We start from the raw sequence: 16370 nt of genomic DNA on the forward strand, positions 1-16370 counted from the left end.
CGGAGTGAACGCACCACCGCGACTTTCACTCCGATGACGACGCCTGCGCGTACTAACCTTCCCCCATGCGCGCAGTCGTGATCACCAAGCACGGGGACGCCGACGTCCTCCAGGTCCAGGAACGTCCCTCGCCGCCGCTCCGTCCCGGCGGGGTCCGCATCGACGTCCGGGCCGCGGGCGTCAACTTCGCCGACGTGATGGCCCGGCTCGGCCTGTACGCCGACGCCCCGCCGCTGCCGAGCACCGTGGGCTACGAGGTCGCGGGCACGATCGGCGAGGTCGCACCCGACGTGACCGGTCTCGCCGTGGGCGACAGGGTGATCGCGGGCACGAGATTCGGCGGGTACGCCGAGCAGGTGTGCGCCGACTCGCGTGACGTGATCGCATTGCCCGACGCGCTCAGCTTCGAGCAGGGCGCCGCCATTCCCGTCAACTACGCGACCGCGTGGGCGGGACTGGTCGGCTACGCGAATCTCCAAGCGGGAGAGAGGGTTCTGATCCAAGCCGCGGCGGGCGGGGTCGGAATCGCATCCACACAGCTCGCCAAGCACTACGGCGCCGAGGTCTACGGAACCGCGTCGCCAGGCAAACACGACGCCATCCGGGGATTCGGCGTCGACGTGGCGCTGGACTACCGAAAACGCGGATGGGACAGCGGGCTTCCGCCGATGGACGTGATCATGGATGCGATCGGCGGGGAGTCATTGCGACGAAGCTACGGCCAGCTGCGCCCCGGCGGCAGGCTCGTCGCCTTCGGGGCCAGTTCGGTGGTCGCGGGCGACAAGCGCAACCTGCTGCGCGCGGCGCCGCAGGCGCTACGCATGCTGCGGGGGTTCAACCTCATCGACCAGATGAGCGAGTCCAAGGCAGTGATCGGCCTCAACATGCTGCGGCTGTGGGACGACCGCGGCACCCTGGAGCCCTGGATCACGCCGCTGCGGGCACTGATCGAGAACGGCGTCGTGGCTCCCGTGGTGTCCGATGCCGTGCCGTTCGCCAACGCGCCAGAGGCCCACCGGATCCTCACCGAACGCCGCAACGTCGGAAAGGTCGTCCTGGTCCCCTAGCGCGTCGGACGAACAACCACCGGAACTACTTGGTGAGCAGCGGCGCGATCCGCGGCGGGATGTTCTCCAGCGCGTACGGCAGCGACAGGACGGTGCTCCAGGTCATCGCCTCGGCGGCCTCGTCTTCGAGGATGATCGTGCGGCCGTCCTTGACGACGTTCAGCTCCTGATAGACCGGCGTCTTGTCGAGCTCGGCCCGCAGCTTGTCGCCGTAGCCGCCGCCCGCGTACCAGACCAACAGGTCGGCGTCGGCGAGCGAGAGCTGCTCCGTGCTGATCGGAGCGAAGTTGGTGGTCGTGATCTGCTGCGTGACAGGCGGATTGACGAAGCCGAGTTCGGTGAAGAAGCGAACCTTCGGATCCTCCGGCCCGTAGACACCGAACTGACCCGGCCCCTTGAGGGCGCCCACGATCACCGTCTTGCCCGCGAAGGCCGGGTTGGCGGCCGCGACGTCGGTGAACTGCTTCTCGACGGAGGTCACCAGCTCCTTCGCCTTGTCCTGCTTGCCGAGCGCCTCACCGATGATCCGGGTCTGGTCCTGCCACGGCACCCCGTAGTCGGCGAACTCCTTGGGCTGCGCGGCGGTCGGCGCGAGCGCGCTGAGCTTGTTGTACTGGTCCTTGGTCAGGCCCGAGTAGGTGCCGACGATAAGGTCTGGGCCGGTGGCGGCCACCTTCTCGACGTCGATCCCGGTGTTCGCACTGCCGATGATCGCGGGCGTCGCGCCTGCGAGCAGGTCCTGCGCCCAGGGCCACACCGCATTCGGGTAGTTGCCGTACCAGTCGAACACGCCGACCGGAGTGGAGCCGAGCGCCAGGAGCGCGTCCTGGTCGTTGTATCCGACACTGACCACGCGCTGCGGGTCGAGCGGGACCTGGGTCTCGCCGTACTTGTTGCCGATGGTCGCGCCGGTGCCGCCGGACGCCGATCCGCCGTCGCCGTCACTGCTGCACGCAGCGGCGAACGCGAGCAGTGCGCCCGACGTCCCGATCAGAAATCCCCGCCGCGTCAACCTACTGACGTCTGCCATCGACTCTCCTCCATCGTCAACCAAGCTAGGTAAGGCTAGCCGAAATAGTAGGCAGAGTGGCTGAGCCCACTTTCGGCGGGCCTGTCGCGGGACCAGTATGGAGGCATGACTCGCAAGGGACCCGAACGCGACATCGACGAAACAGCGCTGGTCGTCACGCACAGCAAGGACCACGCGGCGGGCATCCCCGCGGTCCTGGTCTCCCTGCAGCGCGGCTTCGAGCAGATGGGTGCGATCCGCACCGCCCGGACGCTGGCCAGGCTCAACCAGCGACACGGGTTCGACTGCCCCGGGTGCGCCTGGCCCGAGACGCCGGGGCACCGCAGGCCCGCCGAGTTCTGCGAGAACGGGGCCAAGGCCGTCGCCGAGGAGGCGACGCTGCGCCGGGTCGACACCGAGTTCTTCGCCGAGCACTCGGTGGCGGAGTTGGCCGGCAAGACCGACTACTGGCTCGGACAGCAAGGGCGATTGGCGCACCCGATGGTCCTCCGCGAGGGCGCTACCCACTACACCCCGATCGAGTGGGACGAGGCCTACCGCCTGATCGCCGACCACCTGCGCGCGCTGCCGAGTCCCGACGGGGCGGTCTTCTACACCTCGGGCCGGACCAGCAACGAGGCCGCATTCCTCTACCAGTTGATGATTCGCAGCTTCGGCACCAACAACCTGCCCGACTGCTCCAACATGTGCCACGAATCCTCGGGCAGCGCGTTGAGCGAGTCGATCGGGATCGGCAAGGGTTCGGTGACGGTGCCGGACCTGGAGTACGCGGACCTGATCCTGATCGCCGGCCAGAACCCCGGCACCAACCATCCCCGGATGCTCTCCACCCTGGAGAAGGCAAAGGAGAACGGCGCCAAGATCATCGCGGTGAACCCGTTGCCCGAGGCGGGGCTACGACGGTTCAAGGACCCGCAGAAGGTCGGCGGCGTGCTCGGTCGCGGCGTCGACATCGCCGACGAGTTCCTGCAGATCCGACTCGGCGGCGACATGGCCCTGTTCCAGGGACTCGGCCGGTTGTTGCTCGAGGCCGACGACGCGGACCCGGGCTCGGTGGTGGACCGCGCCTTCATCGAGCAACACTGCGCGGGGTTCGCCGAGTACGAGAAGAATGTCCGCGCTGTCGATCTCGACGTCGTGCTCGAGGCCACCGGACTGACGATGACGCAGTTGCGCGAGACCGCCGCCGCAATGGCCCGGTCCGAACGGACGATCGCGTGCTGGGCGATGGGACTCACCCAACAGGCTCATGGGGTCGCGACCATCCAGGAGATCACCAACCTGCTGCTGATGCGCGGCATGATGGGCAAGCCCGGTGCGGGCGTCTGCCCGGTCCGCGGGCATTCCAACGTCCAGGGCGACCGCACCATGGGCATCTGGGAGAAGATGCCCGACTCGTTCCTCGACGCACTGGACCGCGAATTCTCGATCGTCAGCCCCCGAAAGCACGGCTGGGACACCGTCTCCGCCATCCGCGGCATGCGCGAGAACCCTGGCAGCGTCTTCATGGCGATGGGCGGCAACTTCATCCGGGCCACCCCGGACACCGACGCCACCGAGGAGGCGCTGCGTTCGTGCGCGCTGACCGTCCAGGTCTCGACCAAGCTCAACCGCTCGCACGTGGTGACCGGACGGACCGCCGTCATCCTGCCCACCCTCGGACGCACCGACAAGGACATTCAGGCCGGCGGGAAACAGATGGTGTCCGTTGAGGATTCGATGTCCATGGTGCACCTCTCGCGTGGCAGCCTGACACCGGTCAGCGAACACCTTCGCAGCGAGGTCGCGATCGTGTGCGAGCTCGCCGAATTCCTGATGGGCGCTGATCATTCGGTGCCGTGGGCCGACTTCAAGGCGGACTACGACCGGATCCGCGACGCGATCTCGCGGGTGGTGCCCGGCTGCGAGAACTACAACGAACGGGTCCGGCAGCCCGACGGGTTCCAGCTGCCGCATCCGCCGCGCGACCGGCGCGAGTTCCCCACCAGCACCGGCAAGGCCAACTTCAGCGCCAGCCCGTTGCAATGGCTGCCCACTCCCCCCGGCCGGCTGATCCTGCAGACCCTGCGCAGCCACGACCAGTACAACACCACCATCTACGGCCTCGACGACCGCTATCGCGGTGTGAAGGGCGGCCGCCGGGTGATCTTCGTATCCGCGGCAGACCTCACCGAACTCGGCCTGGTCGACGGGGCGGCCGTGGACATCGTCTCCGAGTGGACGGGGCCGGACGGCGTGCTGCAGGAGCGGCGGGTGCGGGACTTCCGGGCCGTCGAGTACAGCACGCCCAAGGGCAATGCCGCCGCCTACTACCCGGAGACCAACCCGCTGATCCCACTCGATCACGTCGCCGCGAAGTCGAACACACCGGTGTCCAAGGCGGTGCTGGTGCGCCTCGAACCGGCCGGGGTGCACTGATGGGGCGGGTCACCACGCGCAGGCCGGTGCTGCGGATCAGCGAGGGCGCCACCGTTCGCAGGCCGGACAGCCTCGCGGTGGAGGAACCGCTGGAGATCCGACTCGGCGGCCGATCACTGTCGGTGACCATGCGCACCCCCGGGGACGACATCGACCTGGTGCACGGATTCCTGCTGGGCGAGGGCATCATCGGCTCGGCGGACGACGTCTCGGTGATCCGATACTGCGACGGCGTCGATGCCGACGGCGCCAATACCTACAACGTGCTCGACGTCGCGCTCGCTCCCGGCGTTCCGCAGCCGACCGGCCCCGACCGCCAGTTCCTGTCCACCTCGGCCTGCGGGGTGTGCGGCAAGGCCTCGCTCGAGGCGGTCCGGGTCCGCTCGCCCTACGACCTCACCGATCCCGTCCCGATCGTGACCACCACGACGCTGGCGTCGATGCCGGCGAGCCTGCGCGCGCGACAGCGGGTCTTCGACTCGACCGGCGGCCTGCATGCCGCCGGGCTCTTCACCGCCGACGGCGCCCTGCTCGCGGTTCGAGAGGACGTGGGCAGACACAACGCGGTCGACAAGGTGCTCGGCTGGGCGTTGACCGACGGCCGGGTACCGCTGCGCGAGGCGATCCTGGTGGTGAGCGGGCGCGCGTCCTTCGAGCTCGTCCAGAAGGCCGTGGTCGCGGGCATTCCGATCCTCGCCGCGGTGTCCGCCCCCTCATCGCTGGCCGTCGATCTCGCCACAGAGTCCGGGCTGAGCCTGGTCGGGTTCCTGCGCGGCGACACCATGAACGTCTACAGCGGCGAGGCCCGGATCAAACCCGCCTGACGCCGCACGTCTCCAGGCATCACTCCTGTGGCGCTTCTCGCATCCCGTTCTTATACCCCCTGGGGTATGGTCGACGCATACCCAGCCAGATACCCCCAGGGGCATATCGAGGAGACAGGCATGACGAGCAACACAGCCGAGGTGGACAAAACCCGGTCGGCAACAGCGGTCGGCGACGGCCCGCCGCCGACCGCGCCGGCGGGAGGACTCCTCGGCCGGCTCGGCGCAGCGATGGTCGGGCGCGCGCGGTGGGTGTTCGGCATCTGGCTGATCGCACTGGTCGCGCTCGGCGCCGCCGCGCCGTCGGTGTTCACGTCGCTGGCGGGTGCGGGCTGGCAGGCCAACGGTTCGGAATCCGTGCAGGTCCGCGAGCTCGCCCAGGAGCACTTCGGGGGGAACTCCTCCGCCGCGGTGCAGGTCGTGGTGCACTCGGACACCCTCGCCGTCACGGATCCGCAGGTTCAGGACGTGATCGCCGAGGCCACCTCGGCGTTCGCGGACGACCCTCGGTTCGGCGAGGTCATCGCCCCGCAGCCCGGCATGTCCATCAGCCCGGACGGGCACACCGGCATCCTGATCGCCGGTGCGAACGCGAGCACCGACGACATGGTCAAGGCCGTCGACGAGCTCAAGGGTGAACTGGGCGCGCTGTCCACGGGGGACATCGAGGTCTATCCCACCGGCGCATCGGCGCTCTGGAGCGACTTCAACAAGGCCAATCACGACGCGATGATCCAGGCCGAGATGCTCTCCTGGCCGGTCACGCTCGCGATCATGGTGCTGGCCTTCGGGTCGCTGGTCGCCGCGGGACTGCCACTGTTGCTGACCATGGCCGGCCTGATCGCCTCCGCGGGCGGTCTGGTCCTGCTCAACACGGTCACGCCGATCTCGGTGTGGGCCATGAACTTCGCGATGATGTTCGCCCTCGCCCTCGGCATCGACTACGCCCTGTTCATCGTCTCGCGATTCCGGGATGCGCTGAGCAAGAGCGGTGACCCGCGCGCCGCGGTCGCGGAGACGATGGACACCGCGGGCAAGGCGGTCGTGCTCTCGGGGCTGACCGTGCTCGTGAGCCTGTCCGCGGTGCTGCTGGTCCCGGCGCCGGCGGTGCGGACGATGGCCGTCGGCATCATGCTCGCCGTCACCTTCGTCCTCGCGGCCACGCTGACCCTGCTCCCCGCGGTCCTCGGCAAGCTCGGCGCCAAGGTCAACGCCGGCTCGCTCCCCCACGCCAAGCGGCAGCAGCACCGTTCGCCGCGTTTCGCTGCGTGGGCCAACCTCCTGCACAAGCACCCGTGGCCGTTCGCGATCGGTTCGCTCCTGATCCTGATCGCGCTGTCCCTCCCGGTGCTCGGCCTGAAGGTCGCGATGCCGTCGATCGAGGTGGTCCCGTCCGACGCACCGGTCCGGCAGGGCTACGAGCTCGTTCAGGCACAGTTGGGCGAGGGCGCGCCCGGAATGCTGCAGATCATCGCCCCGGCATCCGACGCCGAGACCACGGCCGATGCCGCGGCCGCCGTCGACGGGATCGCGATGGTCACCCCGCCGCAGCCCGCGATCGACGGTTCCGGCCACGTCATGCTCCAGGCGATCCCGAGTGTCGACCCCTCCGACGAGGCGATGGGCTCGATCCTCACCCAGTTGCGGTCCGAGCTGCCCGCTCAGGCCCTGGTCGGCGGCGCCCCGGCCGAGAACCTCGACCTGCAGCAGGCACTGAACGACTACCTGCCGCTGATCGTCGGCATCATCCTGGTCCTCGGATTCCTGCTGCTGCTGGTCGCGCTGCAGGCACCGCTGATCGCCATCCTCGGGACCGTGGTGAGCCTGCTCTCGACCGCCGCCGCGTTCGGGGTCGCCACGTTGATCTTCCAGGACGGACACGGCGCGGGCCTGCTCGGCTTCACCCCGCAGGGATTCCTCGACGGCTGGGGACCCGTGTTCTTCTTCGCGATGATCTTCGCGATCGCGATGGACTACACGGTCTTCCTGCTGTCCACCGCGAAGGAGCACTACGAACGATCCGGCGATCCGAAGATCGCGCACGTCGACGGGCTCGCGCATTCGGGCCGAGTGATCGCCGCCGCGGCCGCGGTGATGGTGGCGGTGTTCTTCACGTTCGCGCTCGCCGATCCGCTCCCGCCGAAGGAGATGGGCATCATCCTCGGCGTCGCCGTCCTGCTCGACGCGGTACTCATCCGACTCGTCCTGCTGCCGGTCCTGCTGCGGCTGACCGGGCACGCCGCCTGGTGGTCCCCCACCTGGCTGCGACGGGCACTGCCCAACATCAGCTTCTCGCACGGCTGACCCGACACAAGGAGATCCCACATGGCAACACTTCCCCGCCACCAGGGTTGGACGGTCGAGAGGCTCGTACCACTCCTCGCCGGCACCATGGTCCTACTCAGCGTCGCACTCACCGTCGCGTTCTCGTCCTGGTGGCTGATCCTGACGGGATTCGTCGCCGCGAACCTGCTCCTGTACGCCGCCGTCGGATGGTGCCCGGCGAGCCTGCTGATGCAGCGGCTCGGCCTCGAGCGCGTCCAGGACACCACCCACACCCGGAACGGAGACAACTCATGAACCTCGCACTGTCTACGACGCTGCAGTCCTCCTTCGCCGATGCGGTCGCGAAGACCCGAATCGCCCTGCAGGAACAGGGCTTCGGTGTGCTCACCGAGATCGACATGCGGGCCACCCTCAAGGCGAAGCTCGACGAGGACATCGAGGACTACCTCATCCTCGGGGCATGCAACCCGCCGCTCGCCCACCGAGCCGTCACCATCGACCGGCAGATCGGATTGCTGTTGCCCTGCAACGTGATCGTGCGCGCCGATACCAGCACGGACGGCAACGTCATCGTCGAGGCGATGAATCCGGACCTGATGGTGCAGGTCACCGGCGAACCCGCACTCGGGCCCGTCGCGACGGAGGCCGCCACGCGGCTACGGGCGGCGATCGCCTCGCTCGGTGGCGTCGCCGACTGACGCCGGCCGTCGGCAGAGCCACTCGACGGCGGCGCGGTAGCCCTCCACCCCGAGGCCGCACACCACGCCGTCGGCGACCGGCGACACGAGCGACCGGTCCCGGAACGCCTCACGGCCGTGGATGTTGCTGATGTGCACCTCCACCACCGGCACCCCGACGGTGGCGAGGGCGTCGCGCAGCGCCACCGAGGTGTGCGAGTAGCCGCCCGGATTGATCACCACGCCCGACGCGCCGTCGCGGGCCTCATGGATCCAATCGATCAGTACGCCTTCGTGATTGGACTGGCGCGCGTCGACCTCGCGGCCGTACCCGGCGGCGGCCTGCCGGCACAGTGCCACCACGTCGTCGAGAGTGGCCGCCCCGTACACGTCGGGCTGTCGCCGGCCGAGCAGGTTCAGGTTGGGTCCGTTGAGCACGAGGATCGGGCCTGTGGTCGCCATGCGGGTCACGCTAGCTCGCGGGTGACACCGACAGACGGAAAACGGCCGGTGGGAATCCCACCGGCCGTTCCGTGTCTCGTTGTCCGCTGTGCCGACTACGCCGTCTTGTCGCGACGTTCCGGCCGCTCCGGCTTGCGCGGGACGATGGTCGGCAGCACGTTGTCGTTGACGGTCTCGGCCGTCACGACCACCTTGGCGACGTCGTCGCGGCTCGGGATGTCGTACATCACCGGCAGCAGGACCTCTTCCATGATGGCGCGCAGGCCGCGGGCACCGGTGCCACGCAGGATCGCCTGATCCGCCACGGCCTCGAGCGCGTCCGGGGAGAACTCGAGTTCCACCCCGTCCATGTCGAACAGCCGCGTGTACTGCTTGACCAGTGCGTTCTTCGGCTCGGACAGGATCTGGACGAGGGAGTCCTTGTCCAGGCTGGTCACCGAGGCGACGACCGGGAGACGGCCGATGAACTCCGGGATCAGGCCGAACTTGATCAGGTCCTCGGGCATCACCTCGGCGAAGTGATCCTGGGTGTCCAGCTCCGCCTTCGAACGCACCTCCGCCCCGAAACCGATGCCGCGCTTGCCGACCCGGTCGGAGACGATCCGCTCGAGTCCCGCAAACGCACCCGCCACGATGAACAGCACGTTGGTGGTGTCGATCTGGATGAATTCCTGATGGGGGTGCTTGCGCCCGCCCTGCGGGGGCACGCTCGCCTGGGTGCCCTCGAGGATCTTCAGCAGCGCCTGCTGCACACCCTCACCGGACACATCGCGGGTGATCGACGGGTTCTCGCTCTTGCGGGCGATCTTGTCGACCTCGTCGATGTAGATGATGCCGGTCTCGGCGCGCTTGACGTCGTAGTCCGCGGCTTGGATCAGCTTGAGCAGGATGTTCTCGACATCCTCGCCGACATATCCCGCCTCCGTGAGCGCCGTCGCGTCGGCGATGGCAAACGGCACGTTCAGCATCTTCGCCAGCGTCTGCGCGAGGTAGGTCTTGCCGCAACCGGTGGGGCCGAGCATCAGGATGTTCGACTTGGCCAGTTCCACGGTCTCGCCGCGGGCGTCACGACCCTTGTCGCCGGCCTGGATGCGCTTGTAATGGTTGTAGACCGCGACCGCGAGAGTGCGCTTGGCCGCATCCTGACCGATCACGTAGTTCTCGAGGAAGTCCCGGATCTCGGCCGGCTTGGGCAGCTCGTCGAGCTTGACCTCGCTCGACTCGGCGAGCTCTTCTTCGATGATCTCGTTGCACAGGTCGATGCACTCATCGCAGATATAGACCCCTGGTCCCGCGATGAGCTTCTTCACCTGCTTCTGACTCTTGCCGCAGAAAGAGCACTTCAGCAGGTCGCCGCCGTCACCGATGCGTGCCATCTCGTCAGGTCCCTACTTCCTTCTCAGCGTTGGTGACCGTCCCCCGCCCCGCGTGTGGGTCGTCACGACCCACATCCCTGGGCGGACAAAGCCCCTGATGTGACCGTACCCGTAGTTCCGGAACGAGGTCGACCAGTTGCCGATGATTCGACTCGACGCGCAGCCGAGACAAATCTCCGTCGACCGTGCCGCCCCGATTCCGACCGGGGGTTTCAGCCTGACCGGTCGGCTCCCCGACCCGCCGCATCCCGACGAACGCGGCGTGTCGCGGAGCCCTACCGGCTTCGGTGCCCCGGAGGGCGGACGACTGCTACTTCTGTGCGGAGAGCTTCCGGTACTCGAGCACGTCGTCGATGATCCCGTACTCCTTGGCCTCGGCCGCCGTGAGGATCTTGTCGCGGTCGGTGTCCTTGCGGATCACCTCGGCGTCCTTGCCGGTGTGCTTGCTCAGCGTCGACTCCATGAGCCGGCGCATCCGCTCGATCTCGGCGGCCTGGATCTCGAGGTCCGACACCTGACCCTGGATGCCGCCGGTGGACGGCTGGTGGATCAGCACGCGCGCGTTCGGCAGCGCCAGACGCTTGCCGGGGGTGCCCGCCGCGAGCAGCACCGCCGCCGCCGAGGCCGCCTGCCCGAGGCAGACGGTGGTGATGTCGGCGCGGACGTACTGCATGGTGTCGTAGATCGCCATCAACGAGGTGAACGATCCACCCGGCGAGTTGATGTACATGGTGATGTCGCGATCGGGGTCGAGCGACTCGAGCACCAGCAGCTGCGCCATCACGTCGTTGGCGGAGGCGTCGTCGACCTGCACGCCGAGGAAGATGATGCGCTCCTCGAACAGCTTGTTGTACGGGTTCGACTCCTTCACTCCGTAGCTGGAGTGCTCGATGAAGGAGGGCAGGATGTAGCGACTCTGGGGTGCGGCGGGGGCCTGACCGCCCAGCGGGCGGGGATCAAACAGATTGGTCATCGGTTCTCCAATGGGTGAGGTGCGTCGGGGCGGGGTCGGCTAGTTGCTGCCGGTGCCGCCGGCCTGCCGCGCGCGGGAGATGACGTGGTCGACGAAGCCGTACTCGAGCGCCTCGGAGGCCGTGAACCAACGGTCACGATCGGAATCCGCGGTGATCTGCTCGACCGTCTGGCCGGTGTGCTCGGCGATCAGCTGCGCCATCTCGCGCTTGGTGTGGGCGAACTGCTCGGCCATGATCGCGATGTCCGAGGCGGTACCGCCGATGCCCGCGGACGGCTGGTGCATCATGATCCGCGCGTGCGGCAGGGCGTAGCGCTTGCCCTTGGTGCCCGCGGAGAGCAGGAACTGACCCATCGAGGCGGCCAGGCCCATGCCGAAGGTCGCGATGTCGCACTCGGCGAACTGCATGGTGTCGAAGATCGCCATGCCCGCGGTCACCGAACCGCCGGGCGAGTTGATGTAGAGGGAGATGTCCCTGGTCGGATCCTCGGCCGAGAGCAGCAGGATCTGCGCGCACAGCTTGTTCGCGATGTCGTCGTCGACCTGGGTACCGAGGAAGATGATGCGTTCCCGAAGCAGGCGCTCGAACACCGAGTCGCTGAGATTCAGACCAGAGGTGGCTGAAGTCATGGCGGGGCTCAACGAAGCCCCCGGGTTCTGTGAAGTCACGGTACCTGCCTTCTCCATAACTGAATTTCGATGGTTCTTGACACTGACACTAACGAACAGGGACGGCCCCGGAGTCCCGGTGCCGTCCCTGTTCGCTATTGGCGTGAAATCTAGCTCTCGTCCGCGGCCTCGGCCTCGTCGGCCTCCGGGCCGCCGAACAGCTCCGCGGTGTCGACGGTCGCGCCGGTGGTGTCCGTGACGGCCACCTGGTCGACGACGGTCGCGAGCGCCTTGCCGCGACGGACATCGGCGAACACGGCGCCGAGCTGGCCCGCCTGCTGGACCTGCTGGATGAACTGGTCCGGCGAGATGCCGTAACGCTGGGCCTGGAAGATGATCCGCTCGGTCAGTTCCTGCTGGCCGACCTCGGTACCGGCCTGGTCCGCGATCGCGTCGAGCAGCAGCTGGGTCTTCACCGACTTCTCGGCGGCCTCGACGGCGTCCTTGTCGAACTGCTCGCGCGTGGTGCCCTGCGCCTCGAGCAGCGCGTTCAGCTGCTCCTCGTCGTGGTCGAGGCCGTGCACGGCCTCGTGCAGCTGCGCATCGACCTCGGCCTTGACCACGGTCTCGGGCAGCGGGACCTCGATGGTCTCGAGCAGCGTCTCGAGGACCTTGTCGCGGATCTGGCCGGCCTGCTCGACCTTGGCGACCCGGCCGACCCGCTCGCGCAGGTCCTCCTTCAGCGCGTCGAGGGTGTCGAACTCGCTCGCCAGCTGGGCGAACTCGTCGTCGGCCTCGGGCAGCTCGCGCTCCTTGACGGTGCCGACGGTGACCGTCACGACGGCCTCCTTGTCGGCGTGCTCACCGGCGACGAGCTTGGTGGTGAAGTCCTTCGACTCGCCCGCCTTGAGTCCGACGATCGCCTCGTCGAGACCCTCGATCAGCTGACCCGAGCCCACCTCGTGGGACAGGCCGGACGCGGTTGCCTCCGGGACGGCCTCGCCGTCGACGACGGCCGACAGGTCGATCGACACGAAGTCGCCGTCCTGCACGGCGCGCTCGACGCCGGTAAGGGTGCCGAAACGCTGACGCAGCGACAGCAGCTGCTCGTCGACGGCCGCCTCGGTGATCTCGACCGGGTCGACGGTGACAGCGAGGGTGCTGTAGTCGGGCAGGTCGATCTCGGGACGGACGTCCACCTCGGCGGTGAACGCGAGGAGCTCACCGTCTTCGATCTTGGTGATGTCGATCTCCGGCTGGCCGATCGCCTTGACGCCGGCGGTGGTCACGGCCTCGGAGTAGCGCGCGGGAAGGGTGTCGTTGACGACCTGCTCGAGCACGGCGCCGCGACCGACGCGGGCCTCGAGCAGCTTGGCCGGCGCCTTGCCCGGACGGAAGCCGGGGAGACGGATCTGCTGCGCGAGGGCCTTGTACGCCTTGTCGAAATCGGGCTTGAGCTCCTCGAAGGGCACCTCAACATTGATACGGACCCGCGTCGGGCTCAGCTGCTCGACGGTGCTCTTCACGGACATGCTCCTTCGTGTGGTCTTGCTCGTTGCGTCGCGGCCCTGGTCTTCAGTTCCGCGCTGTTATGACGTTGTCCCTGGTCGGGGTGACAGGATTTGAACCTGCGACCCTCCGCTCCCAAAGCGGATGCGCTACCAAGCTGCGCTACACCCCGTTAGGTCCGCGACACGGCGACCGCGCTGGAGATCCGCGCGGCTGCCGCCGAAGGTGAATCCTACGGGCACCCGTTCGACGAGTTCCCGGCCACCCGATGTGGCGAATCCCCGGCCACCCGATTGGCGAATCCAGAACAGGGTTGGGTACAGTCTCTCAACGCAGACGACATCGATGGCGATCCCAAGTTGTCGTGTGCACGGGGATGTAGCTTAGTGGTAAAGCCTCTGCCTTCCAAGCAGATGATGCGGGTTCGATTCCCGTCATCCCCTCCACCTGTTCGAGACAGTCTCGAAACCGCCCGCCACCTGCGCAGACAGGGGCGGGTTTTTTCATGCCCGTACGCGCCCACGAGGGCCGATCCGACGGCCTCGAGAGACGTTCCCCGAGGGCCTCTCCGGCACGGCTCGCCTGCAACGTGCTGCGTCATTCCCGGCCCGATCGACGATTCGTAGTCGGCCACCAATCCGGACGCTCCCAACTAGGGTGGAACCTGTTTCAGTCTTCCACCGCTCACAGTGTAGGAGTGCCGCATGCACACCCCCCTTTGCGACGACCTGGGCATCGAGTTCCCCATCTTCGCGTTCACCCATTGCCGCGACGTCGTGGTCGCCGTCAGCAAGGCCGGAGGCTTCGGCGTGCTCGGTGCGGTCGGCTTCACGCCCGAGGAGCTCGAGATCGAGCTGAAGTGGATCGATGAGCACATCGGCGACCATCCGTACGGCGTCGACATCGTCATCCCGAACAAGTACGAGGGCATGGATTCGAACCTGTCCGCCGATGAACTCACCACGATGCTGCAGAAGATGGTGCCGCAGCAGACCCTCGACTTCGCCCGCAAGATCCTCACCGACCACGGCGTGCCGGTGCCGACCGACGGCAGCGAGAACGCGTTGCAGCTTTTGGGCTGGACCGAGGCGACCGCCACCCCTCAGGTCGAGGTGGCACTGCAGCACCCCAAGGTCACGCTCATCGCCAATGCCCTCGGCACGCCGCCGGCGGACATGATCGCGCACATCCACGCCGCCGGCCGCAAGGTCGCGGCGCTGTGCGGCTCGCCGTACCAGGCGCGCAAGCACGCCGACGCGGGCGTCGACATCATCATCGCGCAGGGCGGCGAGGGCGGCGGACACTGCGGCGAGGTCGGCTCGATCGTGCTGTGGCCGCAGGTCGTCAAGGAGGTCGCGCCGGTCCCGGTGCTCGCCGCGGGCGGCATCGGGAGTGGCCAGCAGATCGCGGCCGCGCTCGCGATGGGCGCCCAGGGCGCCTGGTCCGGGTCGCAGTGGCTGATGGTCGAGGAGGCCGAGAACACCACCGTCCAGCAGGCCGCGTACGCGAACGCGTCCAGCCGGGACACCGTGCGCAGCCGCTCGTTCACCGGCAAGCCCTGCCGGATGCTGCGCAACGACTGGACCGACGCCTGGGAAAAGGACGGCAACCCCGAGCCCCTCGGCATGCCGCTGCAGTACATGGTGTCCGGGATGGCCGTCGCGGCCACCCACAAGTACCCGGACGAGACCGTCGACGTCGCCTTCAACCCGGTCGGACAGGTCGTGGGCCAGTTCACCAAGGTCGAGAAGACCTCGGCGGTCATCGAGCGGTGGGTGCAGGAATACCTCGAGGCCACCGGCACCCTCGAGCAGCTGAACGCGGCCGCGAACGCCTGACCGCGGCTCAATCGGGGAGGATCGGGGTCGTGTCGCCGCGGTCCTTCCCGAGCAGTGCGGCCCGCGTGACGGCCACCGACCCGAACCTCTCACGAACCGAATCCAGGGCGGTGTCGAGCGCCGTCACGTCGCGGGCGGCCGGATCGACCGTCCCGGTGTCCGCCTCGAACGGCAGCGCCAACTGCTCGGCACCGTCCCGGTCGAGATTGGTCAACGCGACGCCGATCAGCGTCAACCCCTGGGCGAGGATCAGCGGTCGCGACTGATCGAGGAGCGCACGCACGGCGGACAGGATCGTCTCGGTGCGCGCAGTCGCCCGCGGCAGCGTGACCGAGCGGGTGGCGCGGGTGAAGTCCGCGAACCTCATCCGCACGACCACGGTGCGGCAGACCCGGTCCGTCCGGCGCAGACGCCGCGTGACGCGGTCGACCAGCGCCGCGGCGAGCACATCGATCTCGTCCTGGGACCGCGGCCGACGGCCGAGCGCGTGCTGGGCGCCGATCGAACGCCGCCGCGTGCCCGTCTGCACCCGTCGCGGGTCCCGGGCCCAGGCCAGTGCGTGCAGGTGACGTCCCGATGCCTGACCGACGACGGCCATCAGTTCCCGCTCGGACAACGCCGCCATCTGTCCGATCGACTCGATCCCGTAGTCCCGCAGCTTGCGCGATGTCACCGCGCCGACACCCCACAACCGCTCGACCGGAAGCGGGTGCAGGAACTCCAGTTCGCGGTCCGGCTCGACGAGCAGCAGCCCGTCCGGCTTCCCGACCGCGCTGGCCACCTTGGCGAGGAACTTGGTCCGCGCGATCCCGACGGTGATCGGCAACCCGACCCGCTGACGGACCTCGTGCCGCAGCCGGGTGGCGATCTCCAATGGCGTGCCCGACACGCGGCCCAGTCCCCCGACGTCGAGGAACGCCTCGTCGATCGAAATGCCCTCGACCAGCGGTGTGGTCTGCCGGAAGACCTCGAACACCGCCTTGCTCGCCTCGGCGTAGGCCGCCATCCGCGGCCGCACCACCACCGCGTGCGGACATAGCCGCAGCGCCAGTGCCCCACTGCTCGGCGTCCGCACGCCGAACGCCTTCGCCTCGTAGCTGGCGGCGAGCACGACTCCCCCGCCCACGATCACCGGCCGGCCCCGCAGCGAGGGATCGTCACGCTGCTCGACCGAGGCGTAGAAGGCGTCGAGATCGGCATGCAGGATCGTGGCCTCGGCCCGGGAGCGGCCGGGGCCCGGCTCGCCGGACGACGACGGAGACGCTGCACGATCAGACACGAACACATGTTCGCATTCGACA

At 68.2% G+C, this 16370-nt stretch carries 14 protein-coding genes and 2 tRNA genes; 8 read left to right on the top strand and 8 right to left on the bottom strand.

Annotated features, from left to right (window positions below):
* Positions 1–65: 65 nt before the first annotated feature.
* The gene (locus ACFQS9_RS23120) at positions 66–1067 is read left to right on the top strand and encodes a synaptic vesicle VAT-1 family membrane protein (protein WP_378408893.1); all 1002 of its coding nucleotides are present in this window, start codon (positions 66–68) and stop codon (positions 1065–1067) included.
* 25 nt (positions 1068–1092) lie between these two features.
* On the opposite strand, the gene ACFQS9_RS23125 is transcribed toward ACFQS9_RS23120, so the two are convergent.
* On the bottom strand, positions 1093–2097 hold the full coding sequence (locus ACFQS9_RS23125; protein ID WP_378408894.1) for an iron-siderophore ABC transporter substrate-binding protein: 1005 nt from the start codon (positions 2095–2097) through the stop codon (positions 1093–1095).
* Positions 2098–2202: 105 nt separating this feature from the next.
* Between ACFQS9_RS23125 and ACFQS9_RS23130 the strand changes: the two genes are divergently transcribed.
* The 5 genes from ACFQS9_RS23130 to ACFQS9_RS23150 all read left to right on the top strand — a co-directional run bounded on the left by ACFQS9_RS23130 (position 2203) and on the right by ACFQS9_RS23150 (position 8323).
* Positions 2203–4515, top strand: a complete 2313-nt coding sequence (locus ACFQS9_RS23130; RefSeq protein ID WP_378408895.1) for an FdhF/YdeP family oxidoreductase — start codon at positions 2203–2205, stop codon at positions 4513–4515.
* The gene (fdhD, locus tag ACFQS9_RS23135) at positions 4515–5339 is read left to right on the top strand and encodes a formate dehydrogenase accessory sulfurtransferase FdhD (RefSeq protein WP_378408896.1); all 825 of its coding nucleotides are present in this window, start codon (positions 4515–4517) and stop codon (positions 5337–5339) included. The genes ACFQS9_RS23130 and fdhD overlap by 1 nt, the downstream gene beginning before the upstream one ends.
* A 120-nt stretch (positions 5340–5459) precedes the next feature.
* Entirely contained in the window at positions 5460–7643 is a 2184-nt protein-coding gene (locus tag ACFQS9_RS23140; RefSeq protein WP_378408897.1) for an MMPL family transporter, read from the top strand.
* A gap of 21 nt (positions 7644–7664) precedes the next feature.
* Positions 7665–7919, top strand: coding sequence for a YgaP family membrane protein (locus ACFQS9_RS23145; RefSeq protein ID WP_378408898.1), 255 nt, complete (start codon positions 7665–7667; stop codon positions 7917–7919).
* Positions 7916–8323: a DUF302 domain-containing protein gene (locus tag ACFQS9_RS23150; protein WP_378408899.1), complete on the top strand. Its 408-nt coding sequence runs from the start codon at positions 7916–7918 to the stop codon at positions 8321–8323. The genes ACFQS9_RS23145 and ACFQS9_RS23150 overlap by 4 nt, the downstream gene beginning before the upstream one ends.
* Here ACFQS9_RS23150 and aroQ read toward each other — a convergent pair.
* From aroQ to ACFQS9_RS23180, 6 genes are all read right to left on the bottom strand, one after another.
* Positions 8282–8764 carry a type II 3-dehydroquinate dehydratase gene (gene aroQ / locus ACFQS9_RS23155; RefSeq protein WP_378408900.1) on the bottom strand — a complete coding sequence of 161 codons (483 nt, stop codon included), beginning with the start codon at positions 8762–8764 and terminating at the stop codon, positions 8282–8284. The two genes, ACFQS9_RS23150 and aroQ, sit on opposite strands and share 42 nt — an antisense overlap.
* A 95-nt stretch (positions 8765–8859) precedes the next feature.
* Positions 8860–10140 carry an ATP-dependent Clp protease ATP-binding subunit ClpX gene (gene clpX / locus ACFQS9_RS23160; protein WP_378408901.1) on the bottom strand — a complete coding sequence of 427 codons (1281 nt, stop codon included), beginning with the start codon at positions 10138–10140 and terminating at the stop codon, positions 8860–8862.
* Positions 10141–10450: 310 nt separating this feature from the next.
* Positions 10451–11113: an ATP-dependent Clp protease proteolytic subunit gene (locus ACFQS9_RS23165; RefSeq protein WP_378408902.1), complete on the bottom strand. Its 663-nt coding sequence runs from the start codon at positions 11111–11113 to the stop codon at positions 10451–10453.
* A gap of 39 nt (positions 11114–11152) precedes the next feature.
* Positions 11153–11800, bottom strand: a complete 648-nt coding sequence (locus ACFQS9_RS23170; RefSeq protein WP_378408903.1) for an ATP-dependent Clp protease proteolytic subunit — start codon at positions 11798–11800, stop codon at positions 11153–11155.
* Between the two features lie 92 nt (positions 11801–11892).
* Positions 11893–13248, bottom strand: coding sequence for a trigger factor (tig, locus tag ACFQS9_RS23175; RefSeq protein WP_378408904.1), 1356 nt, complete (start codon positions 13246–13248; stop codon positions 11893–11895).
* A gap of 78 nt (positions 13249–13326) precedes the next feature.
* A tRNA-Pro gene (locus ACFQS9_RS23180) sits at positions 13327–13403 on the bottom strand.
* A gap of 200 nt (positions 13404–13603) precedes the next feature.
* Between ACFQS9_RS23180 and ACFQS9_RS23185 the strand changes: the two genes are divergently transcribed.
* Positions 13604–13677, top strand: a tRNA-Gly gene (locus tag ACFQS9_RS23185).
* Between the two features lie 258 nt (positions 13678–13935).
* Positions 13936–15069: a nitronate monooxygenase gene (locus ACFQS9_RS23190; protein WP_378408905.1), complete on the top strand. Its 1134-nt coding sequence runs from the start codon at positions 13936–13938 to the stop codon at positions 15067–15069.
* Positions 15070–15076: 7 nt separating this feature from the next.
* On the opposite strand, the gene dinB is transcribed toward ACFQS9_RS23190, so the two are convergent.
* A complete protein-coding gene (gene dinB / locus ACFQS9_RS23195; RefSeq protein WP_378408906.1) occupies positions 15077–16354 on the bottom strand; it encodes a DNA polymerase IV in 1278 nt (425 codons plus the stop codon).
* Between the last annotated feature and the right edge of the window lie 16 nt (positions 16355–16370).

The sequence above is a fragment of the Rhodococcus daqingensis genome (assembly GCF_042665615.1).
GTDB lineage: Bacteria > Actinomycetota > Actinomycetes > Mycobacteriales > Mycobacteriaceae > Rhodococcus_G > Rhodococcus_G daqingensis.